This is a genomic window from Mesorhizobium sp. dw_380, from assembly GCF_018588885.1.
GTDB lineage: Bacteria > Pseudomonadota > Alphaproteobacteria > Rhizobiales > Rhizobiaceae > Mesorhizobium.
Window position 1 is genome coordinate 78968 of record NZ_JAFFIW010000016.1, and the last position, 15984, is coordinate 94951.

The 15984-nt window shown below is 62.7% G+C and carries 15 protein-coding genes; 14 read left to right on the forward strand and 1 reads right to left on the reverse strand.

Going from position 1 to position 15984, the window contains the following annotated elements; all coding sequences use genetic code 11:
• The first annotated feature begins 88 nt into the window (after positions 1-88).
• From JT360_RS17480 to JT360_RS17520, 9 genes are all read left to right on the forward strand, one after another.
• Positions 89-709 carry an NADH-quinone oxidoreductase subunit J gene (locus tag JT360_RS17480; RefSeq protein ID WP_214472908.1) on the forward strand — a complete coding sequence of 207 codons (621 nt, stop codon included), beginning with the start codon at positions 89-91 and terminating at the stop codon, positions 707-709.
• Position 710: 1 nt separating this feature from the next.
• Positions 711-1019: an NADH-quinone oxidoreductase subunit NuoK gene (nuoK, locus tag JT360_RS17485; RefSeq protein WP_023798863.1), complete on the forward strand. Its 309-nt coding sequence runs from the start codon at positions 711-713 to the stop codon at positions 1017-1019.
• A gap of 10 nt (positions 1020-1029) precedes the next feature.
• Complete coding sequence (gene nuoL / locus JT360_RS17490) at positions 1030-3003, forward strand: NADH-quinone oxidoreductase subunit L (protein ID WP_214472909.1); 1974 nt, start codon at positions 1030-1032, stop codon at positions 3001-3003.
• Positions 3003-4508, forward strand: coding sequence for an NADH-quinone oxidoreductase subunit M (locus JT360_RS17495; RefSeq protein ID WP_214472910.1), 1506 nt, complete (start codon positions 3003-3005; stop codon positions 4506-4508). The genes nuoL and JT360_RS17495 overlap by 1 nt, the downstream gene beginning before the upstream one ends.
• An 18-nt stretch (positions 4509-4526) precedes the next feature.
• Positions 4527-5963 (forward strand): NADH-quinone oxidoreductase subunit NuoN, encoded by a 1437-nt coding sequence (nuoN, locus tag JT360_RS17500; protein ID WP_214472911.1) that lies wholly within the window; start codon positions 4527-4529, stop codon positions 5961-5963.
• A 4-nt stretch (positions 5964-5967) separates the two neighbouring features.
• A complete protein-coding gene (locus JT360_RS17505; RefSeq protein WP_214472912.1) occupies positions 5968-6789 on the forward strand; it encodes a biotin--[acetyl-CoA-carboxylase] ligase in 822 nt (273 codons plus the stop codon).
• Positions 6790-6906: 117 nt separating this feature from the next.
• Positions 6907-8577, forward strand: a complete 1671-nt coding sequence (locus JT360_RS17510; RefSeq protein WP_214472913.1) for a ribonuclease J — start codon at positions 6907-6909, stop codon at positions 8575-8577.
• A 116-nt stretch (positions 8578-8693) separates the two neighbouring features.
• Complete coding sequence (mce, locus tag JT360_RS17515) at positions 8694-9098, forward strand: methylmalonyl-CoA epimerase (RefSeq protein WP_214472914.1); 405 nt, start codon at positions 8694-8696, stop codon at positions 9096-9098.
• Positions 9095-9379, forward strand: a complete 285-nt coding sequence (locus tag JT360_RS17520) for a DUF1467 family protein (protein ID WP_214472915.1) — start codon at positions 9095-9097, stop codon at positions 9377-9379. The genes mce and JT360_RS17520 overlap by 4 nt, the downstream gene beginning before the upstream one ends.
• A 380-nt stretch (positions 9380-9759) precedes the next feature.
• On the opposite strand, the gene JT360_RS17525 is transcribed toward JT360_RS17520, so the two are convergent.
• The gene (locus JT360_RS17525; protein WP_214472916.1) at positions 9760-10035 is read right to left on the reverse strand and encodes a hypothetical protein; all 276 of its coding nucleotides are present in this window, start codon (positions 10033-10035) and stop codon (positions 9760-9762) included.
• Between JT360_RS17525 and proS the strand changes: the two genes are divergently transcribed.
• The 5 genes from proS to JT360_RS17550 all read left to right on the forward strand — a co-directional run bounded on the left by proS (position 10034) and on the right by JT360_RS17550 (position 15968).
• Positions 10034-11362: a proline--tRNA ligase gene (proS, locus tag JT360_RS17530; RefSeq protein WP_214472917.1), complete on the forward strand. Its 1329-nt coding sequence runs from the start codon at positions 10034-10036 to the stop codon at positions 11360-11362. The two genes, JT360_RS17525 and proS, sit on opposite strands and share 2 nt — an antisense overlap.
• A complete protein-coding gene (locus JT360_RS17535; protein ID WP_214472918.1) occupies positions 11359-12645 on the forward strand; it encodes a lipoprotein-releasing ABC transporter permease subunit in 1287 nt (428 codons plus the stop codon). The genes proS and JT360_RS17535 overlap by 4 nt, the downstream gene beginning before the upstream one ends.
• Positions 12642-13325: an ABC transporter ATP-binding protein gene (locus JT360_RS17540; protein ID WP_214472919.1), complete on the forward strand. Its 684-nt coding sequence runs from the start codon at positions 12642-12644 to the stop codon at positions 13323-13325. Before JT360_RS17535 ends, JT360_RS17540 begins: the two co-directional genes overlap by 4 nt.
• A gap of 130 nt (positions 13326-13455) precedes the next feature.
• Positions 13456-13749 carry a GYD domain-containing protein gene (locus tag JT360_RS17545; RefSeq protein WP_214472920.1) on the forward strand — a complete coding sequence of 98 codons (294 nt, stop codon included), beginning with the start codon at positions 13456-13458 and terminating at the stop codon, positions 13747-13749.
• A gap of 968 nt (positions 13750-14717) precedes the next feature.
• Positions 14718-15968: a site-2 protease family protein gene (locus tag JT360_RS17550; RefSeq protein ID WP_214472921.1), complete on the forward strand. Its 1251-nt coding sequence runs from the start codon at positions 14718-14720 to the stop codon at positions 15966-15968.
• Positions 15969-15984: the final 16 nt, after the last annotated feature.

Genomic DNA, 15984 nt, shown 5'->3' on the forward strand with positions numbered 1-15984 from the left:
AGGACACAACGAAACTTGCGGCCGGAGGCGGCGGCAGAAATCGAACAGGACGGTTGTCCTGTTTGGATAGGAACCCGGGGGATCCCCAATGCTGAGTGGACTAGAGGCGGCCTTTTTCTACCTCTTCGCCTTTGTCGCGGTGGCATCGGCGTTCATGGTCATTTCGTCGCGCAACCCCGTGCATTCGGTGCTGTTCCTGATCCTGACCTTCTTCAATGCCGCGGGCCTCTTCATGCTGACCGGCGCCGAGTTCCTGGCGATGATCCTGCTCGTTGTCTATGTCGGCGCGGTGATGGTGCTGTTCCTGTTCGTCGTCATGATGCTCGACGTCGACTTTGCCGAGATGAAGGAAGGCGCCCTGCAATATGCTCCGATCGGCGCGCTGGTCGGGCTGATCCTGGCGGCGGAGCTGATCGTGGTGCTGGGCGGCTACACATTCGCGCCGCGGCTCGCCGCGACGGTTTCGAAGCCCATTCCCGATCTCGCCGCGCGTTCGAACACGGCGGCGCTCGGCGACATCCTCTATACCGACTACCTCTACTACTTCCAGATCGCCGGCCTCGTGCTGCTGGTCGCCATGATCGGCGCCATCGTGCTGACGCTGCGCCACAAGGAAGGGGTCAAGCGGCAGTCGATCGCAGCCCAGGTCGGCCGCACCGCGGCGACCGGCATGGAAATCCGCAAGGTCAAGTCGGGCGAAGGAGTCTGAGATGGTCGTCGGCATCGCACATTATCTGACCGTATCGGCGATCCTGTTCACGCTCGGCGTGTTCGGCATCTTCCTGAACCGCCGCAACATCATCGTCATCCTGATGTCGATCGAGCTGATCCTGCTTGCGGTCAACATCAACTTCGTCGCCTTTTCGGCGGCCCTCGGCGATCTGGTCGGCCAGGTGTTCGCGCTGTTCGTGCTCACGGTCGCGGCGGCTGAAGCCGCCATCGGACTTGCCATTCTCGTCGTCTTCTTCCGCAACCGCGGCTCGATCGCGGTCGAAGACGTGAACATGATGAAGGGTTGACGGAACCACCATGTATCAGGCCATCGTCTTCCTTCCACTGCTCGGCTTCCTGATCGTCGGCCTGTTCGGCACGTCGCTCGGCGCCAAGGCTTCCGAATACATCACCTCCGGCTTCCTGGTGATTTCGGCTGTGCTGTCGTGGATTGCCTTCTTCAGCGTCGGCTTCGGCCATGGCGAGGTGTTCACCGTGCCGGTGCTGCATTGGATCCAGTCCGGCGGCTTGGACGTGTCCTGGGCGCTGCGCATCGACACGCTGACGGTGGTGATGCTGGTGGTGGTCAACACCGTCTCGGCGCTGGTTCACATCTATTCGATCGGCTACATGCACTACGATCCGAACCGGCCGCGCTTCTTCGCCTATCTGTCGCTGTTCACCTTTGCCATGCTGATGCTGGTGACGGCGGACAATCTCGTGCAGATGTTCTTCGGCTGGGAAGGGGTGGGCCTGGCGTCCTACCTGCTGATCGGCTTCTGGTACAAGAAGCCGTCAGCCAACGCCGCGGCGATCAAGGCCTTCGTCGTCAACCGTATTGGCGATTTCGGCTTCGCGCTTGGGATTTTCGGCTTGTTCGTGCTGTTCGGTTCGGTCAATCTCGGCACCATCTTCGCCAATGCGACGACATTCATCCCGGTTGAGGGCGCGCCGCAGGGTGCCGCCGTGCTGACCTTCCTTGGCCATGCGCTGGACAAGCAGGCGGCGATGACCGTCGTCTGCCTGCTCTTGTTCATGGGCGCCATGGGCAAGTCGGCACAGGTGCCGCTGCACACCTGGCTGCCGGACGCCATGGAAGGCCCGACGCCGGTTTCGGCACTCATCCATGCCGCCACCATGGTGACGGCCGGCGTGTTCATGCTGGCACGGCTGTCGCCATTGTTCGAGCTGTCGCATTCGGCGCTGACGGTGGTGACCTTCATCGGCGCCTTCACCGCCTTCTTCGCGGCGACCGTCGGTCTGGTCCAGAACGACATCAAGCGGGTCATCGCTTATTCGACCTGCTCGCAGCTCGGCTACATGTTCGTGGCGCTCGGCGTCGGCGCCTATGGCGCGGCGATCTTCCATCTGTTCACGCATGCCTTCTTCAAGGCGCTGCTGTTCCTCGGTTCAGGCTCGGTCATCCATGCCGTCTCCGACGAGCAGGACATGCGCAAGATGGGCGGCCTGCGCAAACTGATCCCGACCACCTACTGGATGATGGTGATCGGCACGCTGGCGCTGACCGGCGTCGGCATTCCGGTGACCGTCATCGGCACCGCCGGCTTCTTCTCCAAGGACGCCATTATCGAGACCGCCTTTGCCGGGCACAATTCGGTTGCCGCACTTGCCTTCGTGCTTTTGGTCATCGCGGCCTGCTTCACGTCTTTCTACTCCTGGCGGCTGATCTTCATGACCTTCCATGGCGAGCCGCGGGCGAGCCATGAGGTGATGCACCACGTCCATGAATCGCCGCCGGTGATGCTGGTGCCGCTGTTCATCCTGGCCGCGGGCTCGCTGTTTGCCGGCATCATCTTCCACAATTCCTTTATCGGCGAAGGCTATGCCGAGTTCTGGAAGGCGTCGCTGTTCACGCTGGCGGACAACCACATCCTGCACGAGATCCATGAACTGCCGCTGTGGGTCGAGCTATCGCCGTTCTTCGCGATGCTCATCGGCTTCGCGATCGCCTGGAAGTTCTATATCCGCTCGCCGGAATTGCCCCGTAGCGTCGCCGCCAACCATCGCCTGCTCTACGCCTTCCTGCTCAACAAGTGGTATTTCGACGAGCTCTATGATTTCCTGTTCGTGCGGCCGGCAAAGGCCCTCGGCAGGTTCCTGTGGAAGACCGGCGACGGCACCATCATCGACGGTCTCGGGCCTGACGGTGTTTCGGCGCGCGTCGTCGACGTCACCAACCGCGTCGTCAAGCTGCAGACCGGCTATCTCTATCACTACGCCTTCGCCATGCTGATCGGCGTTGCCGCACTCGTCACCTGGATGATGCTCTGATGACCGCTTGGCCAATCCTCTCGCTGGTCACCTTCCTGCCGCTGGTTGGTGTGCTGCTGATCCTGTTCATCAACGATGACAGCGAAAATGCACGCCGCAACATCCGCGCCATCGCGCTGTTGACGACGACGTTCACGTTCATCATCTCGCTGTTCATCTGGACCGGCTTCGACAATTCGCAGGCCGGCTTTCAGTTCGTCGAGAAGGCTGCCTGGCTCGATTCCGGCATCTCCTATCATATGGGCGTCGACGGCATTTCCATGCTGTTCGTCATCCTGACGACGTTCCTGATGCCGCTCTGCATCCTGGCGTCGTGGGAAGCGATCGAGAAGCGCGTCAAGGCTTACATGATCGCCTTCCTGCTGCTCGAGACGCTGATGATCGGCGTGTTCTGCGCGCTCGATATCGTGCTGTTCTACGTCTTCTTCGAGGCCGGCCTGATCCCGATGTTCATCATCATCGGCGTCTGGGGCGGCAAGCGGCGCGTCTATGCCTCGTTCAAGTTCTTCCTCTACACGCTCGCCGGTTCGGTGCTGATGCTGCTCGCCATCATGGCGATGTTCTTCCAATCGGGCACGACCGACATCCCGACGCTGCTGACCCACAGCTTCCCGGCCAACATGCAGACCTGGCTATGGCTCGCTTTCTTCGCTTCTTTCGCGGTGAAGATGCCGATGTGGCCGGTGCACACCTGGCTGCCCGACGCGCACGTCGAAGCACCCACAGCCGGCTCTGTGATCCTGGCCGCCATCCTCCTGAAGATGGGCGGATACGGCTTCCTGCGGTTCTCGCTGCCGATGTTCCCGCTGGCGTCCGAGATGTTCGCGCCGCTGGTCTTCACGCTCTCCGTCGTCGCCATCATCTACACCTCGCTGGTGGCGCTGATGCAGGAGGACATGAAGAAGCTGATCGCCTATTCGTCGGTCGCGCATATGGGCTTCGTCACCATGGGCATCTTCGCCATGAACCAGGAAGGTGTGCAGGGCGCGATCTTCCAGATGCTCAGCCACGGCCTCGTTTCGGGCGCGCTGTTCCTGTGCGTGGGCGTCATCTACGACCGCATGCACACGCGTGAGATCGCGGCCTATGGCGGCCTGGTCAACAACATGCCGAAATACGCTACAGTGTTCATGATCTTCACCATGGCCAATGTCGGCCTGCCGGGCACGTCAGGCTTCGTCGGTGAGTTCCTGACCATGCTCGGCGTGTTCCGGGTCAACACCTGGGTGGCGTTCTTCGCCGCGACAGGCGTCGTCCTGTCTGCGGCCTACGCGCTCTGGCTCTATCGCCGAGTGATCTTCGGCGCGCTGACCAAGGATAGCCTGAAGGGGCTGCTCGACCTGTCGACGCGCGAGAAGGCGATCATGTATCCGCTGGTCGTGCTGGTCATCTTCTTCGGCGTCTATCCCGCCCCCGTCTTCAATGCGACGGCCCAGTCGGTCAAGTCGCTCGTCACCAATGTCACCGCATCCATCGGCGCCGCGCAAACCGCGGCGGCGAATTAACCAAGGGTTTTGCGAACCATGACGCCGGACCTTCTCTCCAGCCTGTCGCTCTCGACGCCCGAGCTGATCCTTGCCATCGGCGCGCTCGCGCTGCTGCTGGTTGGGGCCTATTCGCGTGCCAACACAGCCAACACCGTGACCGGCCTTGCCGTCGCCGTGCTGGTGGTTTCAGGCGCCTGGCTGATCTTTTCCACGGGGCAGGGCAACGCCTACGGCAATGCCTTCATCCAGGATTCCTTCGCCCGCTTCATGAAGGTGCTGGCGCTGGTCGGCTCGGCGGTGACGCTGGTGATGTCGATGCGCTTTGCCAAGGCGGAGCGTTTCGACAAGTTCGAATATCCGGTGCTGATCCTTCTGTGCACGCTCGGCATGCTGCTGATGATCTCGGCCAATGGCATGATCGGGCTCTATCTCGGCCTCGAACTGCAGTCGCTGGCGATCTACGTGCTGGCGGCGATCAACCGCGACAATCTGCGTTCGACCGAGGCTGGCCTCAAATACTTCGTCCTCGGCGCGCTGTCGTCGGGCATGCTGCTCTATGGCATCAGCCTGGTCTACGGCTATACCGGCAATGTCGGCTTCCAGGAGATCGCCACCGCACTTGGCGGCGGCGAGCGCCAGCTAGGCCTCGTTTTCGGCCTGGTTTTCGTGCTGGCCGGCCTTGCCTTCAAGATCTCGGCGGTGCCGTTCCATATGTGGACGCCCGACGTCTATGAAGGCGCGCCGACGCCAGTAACCGCCTTCCTGGCGGCAGCACCCAAGATGGCGGCGATGGCGCTGATCGTGCGCGTCACCATGGGCGCGTTCAAGCCGATCGCCGCCGACTGGCAGCAGATCATCGTCTTCATCTCGATCGCCTCGATGGCGCTCGGCGCCTTCGCTGCGATCGGCCAGACCAACATCAAGCGGCTGATGGCCTATTCCTCGATCGGCCATATGGGCTACGCGCTGGTCGGCCTTGCCGCCAACAGCCAGGCCGGCGTGCGCGGTGTCGCCATCTACATGCTGATCTACCTGGTGATGACGCTCGGCACCTTCGCCTTCATCCTCGCCATGCGGCGCAAGGAGGGCAATGTCGAGCAGATCAGCGACCTGGCCGGGCTTTCCTCGACCAATCCGATCATGGCGACGATCCTGACCATCCTGATGTTCTCGCTGGCCGGCATTCCGCCGCTCGCCGGCTTCTGGGGGAAGTGGTACGTCTTCCTCGCCGCCATCAACGCCAACCTTTACGCGCTGGCGATCATCGGCGTGCTGGCCTCGGTGGTGGGCGCCTATTATTACCTGCGCATCATCAAGATCATGTGGTTCGACGAGCCGGTCGGCGGCTTCGTGCCGATGGCCACGGAATTGCGCGTCGTGCTCGGCGTCTGTGGCGCCTTCGTGCTGTTTTATGTGCTGATCGGCGGACCGATCGGCACCTATGCCGAAGCCGCCGCCAAGACATTTTTCTGACGGGATGGCATTTCGGCTGGCCCCAACCTCGGTGTCGGAAGGGTTCCGGCTGGAGGTCCATGACAGCGTCGGTTCCACCAATACGGTGGCGCTGGACCACGCCCGGGCAGGCGACCCGGGCAAATTGTGGGTGGTTTCCAAGAAGCAGGAAAGCGGACGTGGCCGGCGCGGCCGCGCCTGGGTGTCGCCCGAAGGCAATCTGGCGGCGACATTGCTCGTCATCACCGGCGGTGAACTTCGCCTTGCCGCGACGCTGGGTTTCGTCGCCGGCCTCTCGCTTGCCGATGCGCTGGATGCCGTGGTGCCGAAGGGCCGCATCGCCATCGGCGTCGATGGCGCGAGCCAGGGACAAAACCGTTTCGAACTGAAATGGCCGAACGATGTGCTTGCCTCCGGCGCCAAGCTCGCCGGAATCCTGCTGGAGTCGGCGATACTGGACGGCGACCGTTTCGCGGTCGCGGTCGGTATCGGCGTCAATGTGGTGGCGCATCCCGCGGATTTGCCTTATCCCGCGACATCGCTTCAAGCCATGGGCGCGGCATGCGACGCCGAAACGCTGTTCCTGGCGCTGTCGGATGCCTGGAGCGAGAATGCCCGCCTGTGGGACGAAGGGCGCGGCCTTGCCGCTGTCAGGCGGCGCTGGCTGGCGCGCGCGGCGGGACTTGGCGGCGAGGTTGCTGTCAGAATTGACGGTAATGTGGTGCGTGGGGTGTTCGAGACCATTGACGAGGACTGCCGTTTCGTGATCCGCGACGATGAGGGGTCGGTTGTGACGGTTGCCGCCGGCGACGTGCATTTCGGCGCAGTCGCATCGACAAAGATCTAGGGCCATCGTGAACGGCTCTAACTGTTTGTTTTTGCGCAATTCCTGTGGGGAAGCCGTTACACACTTTTCCCGGAATTGCTCTATGGGCTTGGCCTGAGGGCCAGGAAGGGAAAAATCATGGCGAAAGCGGAAAACGCCGAACTCGTCTTTGTGCCGCTCGGTGGCGTCGGCGAGATCGGCATGAACTTCGCCCTCTACGGCTACGGCCCGCCGAGCGCACGAGAGTGGATCATCATTGATGTCGGCGTCACCTTTCCCGATGCGGCGCATCCGGGTGTCGACCTGATCCTGCCCGATACGCGCTTCATCGAGGAGAACCTCGCCAGTCTGCGCGGCATCGTCATCACCCACGCGCATGAGGACCATTACGGCGCGCTGCTCGACATCTGGCCGAAGCTGAAAGCGCCGGTGTGGATGACGCCGTTCAGCGCCGGGCTGCTGGAGGCCAAGCGGCAGGGCGAGCAGGGCGCGCCGAAGATCCCGCTGTCGATCTACCGCGCCGGCGAAAAGTTCACCGTCGGCCCCTTCGAGATCGAAGCCATTCCGGTCGCGCACTCCATTCCCGAGCCGATGTCGCTGGCGATCACGTCGCCGGCAGGCACCGTCATCCACACCGGCGACTGGAAGATCGACCCGGAACCGACGATCGGCCCCAAGACCGACGAAGCGCGGTTCCGCGCCTATGGCGACAAGGGCGTGCTGGCGCTGATCTGCGATTCGACCAATGCGTTGCGGGAGGGCGAATCGCCTTCGGAAGTGGCCGTCGGGGAGGGGATCAAGGGCGTCATCCAGGCTGCCAAGGGCCGCGTCGCCGTCACCACCTTCTCCTCCAATGTCGGACGCATCGTTTCGATTGCCAGGGCGGCGCGCGATGCCGGGCGCCAGTGCCTGGTGCTTGGCCGCTCGCTGAAGCGCGTCATCGATGTGGCGGACGAACTCGGCTATATGGACGGCCTGCCGGAGTTCATCGCCGAGGAGGATTTCGGCTTCATCCCGCGCGAAAACCTCGTCATCATCTGCACCGGCAGCCAGGGCGAGCCGCTGGCGGCACTGGCGAAACTGTCGCGCGACGAGATGAAATCGGTGTCGCTGACGGCGGGCGACACGGTGGTGTTTTCCTCGCGCACCATTCCCGGAAACGAGAAGGCGATCCTCGAGATCAAGAATCGTCTCATCGATCTCGGCGTCAAGATCATCGAGGACGGCGATGCGCTGGTGCATGTCTCCGGCCACCCCCGCCGCAGCGAGTTGCGCAAGATGTATGAATGGGTGCGCCCGCAGATCGGCGTTCCCGTGCACGGCGAGGCGGCGCACCTTGTGGCGCAGGGCTCGCTGATGTCGACCTCCGGGATCGGCCAGGTGGCACAGGTGCGCGACGGCGACATGCTGAGGCTCGCCCCGGGGCCGGCCACGATCATCGACCAGGTGCCGTTCGGCCGTATCTACAAGGACGGCAACCTGATCGGCACCGACCAGGCGATGGGCATCCGCGACCGGCGCAAGCTGTCCTTTGCCGGCCATGTCGCGGTCAATGTGGTGCTCGACGACAAATATGAGCTGGCCGGCGACCCCGATCTGGTCGCCATCGGCGTTGCCGAGGCCGATGCCCGCGGCGAGGCGCTGGAAGATCTGATGATCGATGCGGCAGTCGGCGCGGTGGACTCCATCCCCCGCCAGCGCCGAAAGGACCTCGACCTGGTGCAGGAGGCGGTACGACGCGCGGTGCGCGGTGCCGCCAACGAAGCCTGGGGCAAGAAGCCGCTGGTGACGGTGTTCGTCACAAGATGAGATAAGGGAGTAGGGGAGTACGGCAGTAGGGCAGTAGGGAAAAGGCGATAGATTTGCACCTCGCCGCCATTTTTTGCCCTACTGCCCTACTGCCTTACTCCCTAGGGACGATGCCAATGCTTGGACGCCTGAACCATGTCGCCCTTGCTGTGCCGGATCTGGCAGCGGCGGTCGCTGCTTACCGCAACACGCTTGGCGCCGAGGTGAGCGAGCCGCAGGCGCTGCCGGAGCATGGCGTCGCGGTCGTGTTCGTCAATGTCGGCAACACCAAGATCGAACTTCTGGAGCCCTTGGGCGAGGGCTCGCCGATCGCGGCGTTTCTCGCGAAGAACCCGTCAGGCGGCATGCATCATCTCTGCTATGAGGTCGGCGACATCCTGGCGGCGCGCGACCAGCTCAAGGCCGCCGGCGCCCGCGTGCTGGGCGACGGCAACCCGAAGATCGGTGCGCACGGCAAGCCGGTGCTGTTCTTGCATCCGAAGGATTTCTTCGGCACGCTGATCGAACTGGAGCAATCATGAGCTGGGTTTCGTTCACCGCCTTGTTTTTCGCGACCTGGTGGGTGGTGCTGTTCGCGGTGTTGCCGTTCAGCGTCAGGACACAGGACGACGATCACGACGTGACTCTCGGCACTGTTCCGAGCGCGCCGCGCGGGCCGCATATGCTGCGCGCCGTGATCCGCACGACCATCGCCACGGCGGTCCTGATGGGCATTTTCTATGGCCTGACGCATGGGCTGGGATACAGCCTCAACGATATCCCGCATATCGTGCCGGATTTCGGCCAGAGCCCCGCGAAATAGATCGCCCGGCAGGGTCCTTTTTCCGACATCGGCGCGCTGCGGTGGAATTTGAAATGCCGCCACATCTCACGGCCGTGCGCCTGCTGACGCAACGTCATGTGGCGTGGCAGCTCGCCGCGCTAAGCTGATGAATGCACAAAAAAAATGCAAGGCACGAGGCCTTGCAGTTAAACGCGTCCCGATCTGTTTCCGGTATCCGGCGGCAGCGAGTTACCGCGCCTAGATCGCATCCTCCCAAGACTTTGACCGCGTAGGAGGGCAGATTTGTCTCCGCCCTCTCGGTTATCGGGGCACATTAGCCTAAGCCAAATGAGAATGTCACGAAGAATTTTGCCTCGAAACAGGCATTCTCGTGCTGCACTGCACAATAGTGCGCCATGCTATGCTTTCGAAACGACCAGCAAGGCGCGGATGAGCCTTTGCGGCATGTCCTGAATTGACGCGCGCAAAGAATTGATGGCCAAATCCCAAAGTGGTTCGGCACGTTCAATTGCCGGCGCGGCCTGATCCGGAAACCGAGGATTCCGGGCCGCAACGCGCTGATGTGCTGCTATGGCCCGTTTCCATTCGGTCATGAAATGGCTATGAAGCCGGGGCAAGCAAGCCTGCGTCGCGCCGATTCTGGCGTGGCCATTCTCATTCACGGACCAGTCCATGCGTTTGTCGCGCTATTTCCTGCCTATCCTCAAAGAAAATCCGCGCGAGGCCGAGATCGTCTCGCACCGGCTGATGCTGCGTGCCGGCATGATCCGCCAGCAGGGGCAGGGCAGTTTTTCGTGGCTGCCGCTCGGTAAACGGGTGCTGGACAAGGTCTGCCAGATCATCCGCGAGGAGCAGAACCGCGCCGGCGCGCTGGAAATCCTGATGCCGACCATCCAGTCGGCCGATCTGTGGCGCGAAAGCGGCCGCTACAATGACTATGGCAAGGAGATGCTGCGCATCAAGGATCGCCAGGACCGCGACATGCTGTACGGTCCGACCAATGAGGAAATGGTCACCGAGATCTTTCGCGCTTATGTGAAATCCTACAAGGATTTGCCGCTCAACCTCTACCACATCCAGTGGAAGTTCCGCGACGAGGTGCGGCCGCGCTTCGGCGTGATGCGTTCGCGCGAGTTCCTGATGAAGGACGCCTATTCCTTCGACCTCGACTTCGAGGGCGCCAGGGCGGCCTACAACCGGATGTTCGTCTCCTACCTCAGGACGTTTACGCGCATGGGCCTGCAGGCGATCCCGATGCGGGCCGATACCGGACCGATCGGCGGCGACCTCAGCCACGAGTTCATCATCCTGGCCGATACCGGCGAAAGCCAGGTCTTCTGCCATCGCGACTATCTTTCGCTCGCCGTGCCTGGCGCGAACACCGACTTCGCCAACGACGCCGAGATCGCCGATATCGTCAAGACATGGACGACGCCTTACGCCGCCACCGACGAAATGCATGACCAGGCGGCCTGGGAAAAGGTCTCCGACAGCGACAGGGTTTCGGCGCGCGGCATCGAGGTGGGCCACATCTTCCACTTCGGCGAGAAATATTCCAAGCCGATGGGCGCCAAGGTGACCGGACCCGACGGCAAGGATCATTTCGCCTCCAGCGGCTCCTACGGCATCGGCCCGTCGCGGTTGGTCGCCGCGATCATCGAAGCCAGCCACGACGAAAACGGCATCATCTGGCCGGACGCCGTGGCGCCGTTCGACATCGCCCTGATCAACATGAAGGCGGGCGATGCCGACTGCGACCGCGTCTGCGACGAGCTCAATGCCGCCTTCACCGCCGCCGGCAAGGATGTGCTTTACGACGACACCGACCAGCGGCCGGGCGGCAAGTTCGCCACCGCCGACCTGATCGGCCTGCCCTGGCAGGTGATCGTCGGACCGCGCGGCGTGGCGGCCGGCGAGGTCGAGATGAAGAATCGCAGGACCGGCGAGCGCATAACGCTGCCGATCGCCGACGCGAAGAAACGCTTCGGCGTCGCCGCATGACCGAAGCCGCGGCGGCAAGATCTGCGGGCGCCGGCCCATTCTCCATGTTCGAACGCATGGTGGCGTGGCGCTACCTGCGCTCGCGGCGCAAGGAGACGGTGATCTCGGTCATCGCCTCGATCTCCTTCCTCGGCATCATGCTGGGCGTGGCGACGCTGATCGTGGTCATGGCCGTGATGAACGGGTTCCGGGCCGAGCTGTTGACGCGCATCCTCGGCGTCAACGGCCATCTGATCGTGCAGCCGCTCGATTCGCCGCTTGAGGATTACGCCCAGGTTGCCGGCCGCATCAACGGCGTGCCCGGGGTCAAATACGCCATCCCGCTGATCGACGGCCAGGTGCTGGCGCAAGGCAATGTCGGCGGCGGCACCGGCGCGCTGGTGCGCGGCATACGCGGTGAAGATCTCGGCAAGATCGCCATCGTTGCCAGCAACATCAAGCAGGGCTCGCTCGCCGATTTCGACACTGGCGAGGGCGTCGCCATCGGCAAGCGCATGGCCGAGAATCTCGGCCTGACGCTCGGTGACACCATCACGCTCATCTCGCCAGACGGCGATGTGACGCCGATCGGTACGACGCCGCGCATGAAGGGCTACAAGATCTCGGCGATCTTCGAAGTCGGCATGTCGGAATATGACACCTCCATCGTCTACATGCCGTTCTCGGAAGCGCAGCTCTATTTCAACATGGATGGCCGTGCGCAGACGATCGAGATCTATGTCGACAATCCCGACAATGTCGACGCCTTGAAACCCAAGGTGGAAGAGGCGGCGCAGCGGCCGATCGACATGGTCGACTGGCGTCAGCGCAACGAGACCTTCTTTTCCGCCCTGCAGGTCGAGCGCAACGTCATGTTCATGATCCTGACGCTGATCGTGCTGGTGGCGGCGCTCAACATCATTTCCGGCCTGATCATGCTGGTGAAGGACAAAGGGCACGACATCGCCATCCTGCGCACCATGGGCGCCTCGCGCGGAGCGATCCTGCGCATCTTCCTGATGACGGGTGCGGCGATCGGCGTCACCGGAACGCTCGCCGGCGTGCTGCTTGGGGTCCTCATCTGCACCAACATCGAATCAATCCGCCAGTTCTTCTCCTGGATGACCGGCAAGGTGCTGTTCAACCCGGAGCTCTACTTCCTCAGCCAGCTGCCGGCCAAGATGGATCCGCGTGAGACCACCTATGTCATCATCATGGCGCTTGCGCTGTCCTTCCTAGCGACGGTGTTTCCGGCATGGCGGGCGGCCCGCCTCGATCCGGTCGAAGCCTTGAGGTACGAGTGATGGCCGAGGCCATTATCGAGCTGAAGAGCGTCGAGCGGCACTATGTGCAGGGGCCGCGCAAGCTCACCATCTTGAACGGCGCCGATTTTTCGCTGCGGCGCGGCGAGATGGTGGCGCTGGTGGCGCCGTCGGGCACCGGCAAGTCGACGCTGCTGCACACGGCCGGCCTGCTGGAACGCCCTGACGCCGGTGACGTGATCTTGTCCGGCCGGGCCTGCGGGCGGCTGTCCGATGACGAGCGGACGTCGATCCGCCGCAACGATGTCGGCTTCGTCTACCAGTTCCATCATTTGCTGCCGGAGTTTTCCGCGCTGGAAAACATCATGATGCCGCAGCTCATCAAGGGCCTGCCGCGCAAGGAGGCGTCCGAGCGCGCCGCACAACTGCTCGATTACATGCAGATCGGCAAGCGCGCCTCGCACCGGCCGGCCGAGCTTTCCGGTGGCGAGCAGCAGCGCGTCGCCATAGCGCGTGCGGTCGCCAATGCGCCGCTGGTGCTTTTGGCCGACGAGCCGACCGGCAATCTCGATCCGGTAACCGCCTCCTATGTGTTCGAGGCCCTGGAGGCGCTGGTGCGGCAGTCGGGTCTCGCGGCGCTGATCGCCACCCACAATCACGAGCTGGCATCGCGCATGGACAGGCGCGTTACGCTGGCCGACGGCAAGGTGGTGCCGCTGTAGGCTGCGCAACGGGGCGCGATGGCGTGTCTGGCCGCCTGTGGTTTGCATACCCGGCTCGTGTTATCGTGGGCTCTGGGAGACGGCGGACGCGCCGTGAGTGCCCGCCCGCTCCCATTTGTGGGAGGAACAAATGGCTTACTACGTGCTGCTGTCGAATTTCACAGATCAAGGTATCAAGAGCATAAAGGATACTCAGAAGCGTGCCGAGGCCTTCAAGGCGATGGCCAGCAAAAGCGGTATCAAGGTCCACAACGTTTTGTGGACGCTTGGTCAATATGATGTCGTGGCGATTGCCGAAGCGGACGACGACATTGCCGCGACGGCACTGGCCCTGTCGATTGCATCGCAGGGCAACATCAGAACTCAGACACTGAGGGCGTTCGATGCGGCAGATATGGCCAAGATAATGGCAAAGATGGCCTGACCGGTGCCGTGCTGCTGCGGGCGATCGAAGCGGCGCCATAGGTTGGAGATAGAAGAAAATTTGCACCGTGGCGCAGCTTGTGGATGTTCATTCGGACCTTCCGATGGATGCTGAAGCCTAGTAACTCCAGTCTCCTCGGTCCGGTCCGAATGGACAACCTCCCGAAAGCTCACATCTAGGGCGAGGCGATACGCGCTCTGCCCGTGTTGGCTACTGCGATCTTTTCCACCTTAATTGCGCTGAAGGCGCACTGGCGGCTCTTGGGATGGCATGACCATCATCCCGATAAACTCGCCGGGCGAAGACCCCAACAACCTCGAAGCCCGGCGAGCCTACAACCTGATCAGAGTACGCGATCAGGACCGGAATCAACCGGCAATAGCTGCGGAGCAAGACGGATGCCAGAGTCTTCGTCCTGAAATGAGACAGGAAGCCTGATCGGCCGGCGCACTTGTCACCACGATCTGCCGTCATGATGCGTCCGTGTCGGTCTGACGCAGGGTCCGCCGGCGCCGGACTGGTCGAACGACCGCCCGGGGACCGGTTAACTCTTCACTAACCGTGTCAAATTCCCCTTCTGTCGCCATTTGTCCGCCCATTGACATTGAAACAAAATTAGAACAAATTGCGAACATATCAACAACAGGAGAGAGTTATGACCGATCTGGTTCAGGATGTCATCTCACTGGTTTGCATGAGCACCTTTCTCATTTCCATGGCAATCTGGATCGGCGCCATGTGATCTGGCGGTCGAGGACCGGCGTGAACGCAAACGTCCCTCGTCGCGCCGCTCCTCACCCTTACCCTCTCCCCGTGAGGAACGGGGAGAGGGGCGTCAACGTTACTGCCGTGGCTCTCATTGAGCACTGACGCGGATGGCCTGCCATCGGGACGCGCGTTTTCCTTATTAAGCCTTTCTTGCCGCCGCGACGTTAGGGTGCGCCTCTGAGGCAGGGAGCAACGTCCAGGTGTCGCCCATCGTCACGGCCATTCTGGTGGCCAGCAATCTCGGACTGATCTTTCTCTTGATGACCGTGCCGCTTGGTTTGCGCACGGTCAGGGTCAGCCGCGTGGTGGCGATGGACCGGCAGCGCCTCTGGCAGGCGCTGTGGCCGCTCGGCAGCGATGCCGGCTGGTCCGGCGAGATCCTGTCGGCGCAGCCGCTGGACGGGGACGGCGTGGCTCGCATCGTGCTGTCCTGGGAAGGCCGCGACGGCAAGCCGATCGAACGCAGGTCGCGATTTCAAGACATTGTCGAGGGCAGCCGCTTCTCGATGCGCGTCGTCGAGGATACCGCGCTCGATGCCTCGTTCTGGAAAGACTATCGCGAAACCACCGAACTCGTCTCCGAAGGCGACGGCACGCGGGTGACGCTCGGTCGGACGGATCGCTATCGCGGCGTTGCCTTCCTGGTGTTCCGTTACTTCGCCATGCGCCGCGAACTCTCGAAACTGCAGCGCTGGGCAGTAACCGGAGAGTACCGCAAGGGCGGCTGGTTCGAGCACCCGCTGAGCCAGGTGGGCTTTGCCGTGCTCTCGGCATTGATCCTGTGGCCGTTCTTCGGCCTTCACCTCGGCGGGCTGGCGCTGGCCGCGGTCCTGACATCGGTCGTAGCCTTGCACGAGTTCGGTCACATGGCGGCATTCCGGCTGATGGGCCACCGCAAGGCGCGAATGATCTTCATTCCACTGCTCGGCGGCATCGCCATTGGCGGCCGGCCATACAACAGCCGTTTCGAAGTGGCCTTCGTGGCGCTGATGGGGGCGGGGTTCTCCGCCTTCCTGGTGCCGATCGTCATTGCCGCCAGTGCGGTTGCGGGCGGCGAGGGGCACAAGGCGGCCGCTGCGCTACTGGCGACGCTCGCGGGCTGTGCGGCCCTGTTCAACATCGCCAATCTGGTGCCGGTATGGAAGTTCGATGGCGGCCAGGTGCTGCGCCAGATCTGCCCGGGGCCGATCGCGCTGGCGCTGGCCTCGTTCTTCCTGCTCTCCGCCTTCTTGGCGCTTGGCCGGCAGGCCGGTTTTTCCTCAGGCTTTCTGCTTGCGGCGGGAGCGGTGTTTTCGATCCTCAGCCTGCTCACCGTTGGCAGCGGTGTGAAGCCGCGCCACGAACTGGAACCGATCCGCACGGTCGACCGCTTCGCCATCGCCGGCGCGCTGGTGGCGGTGTTCGTCATCCATGGCTGCGGCGTTCTGTGGGCCTCGGCGCAGCTGATCTAAGGTGTCTTCAATCCGA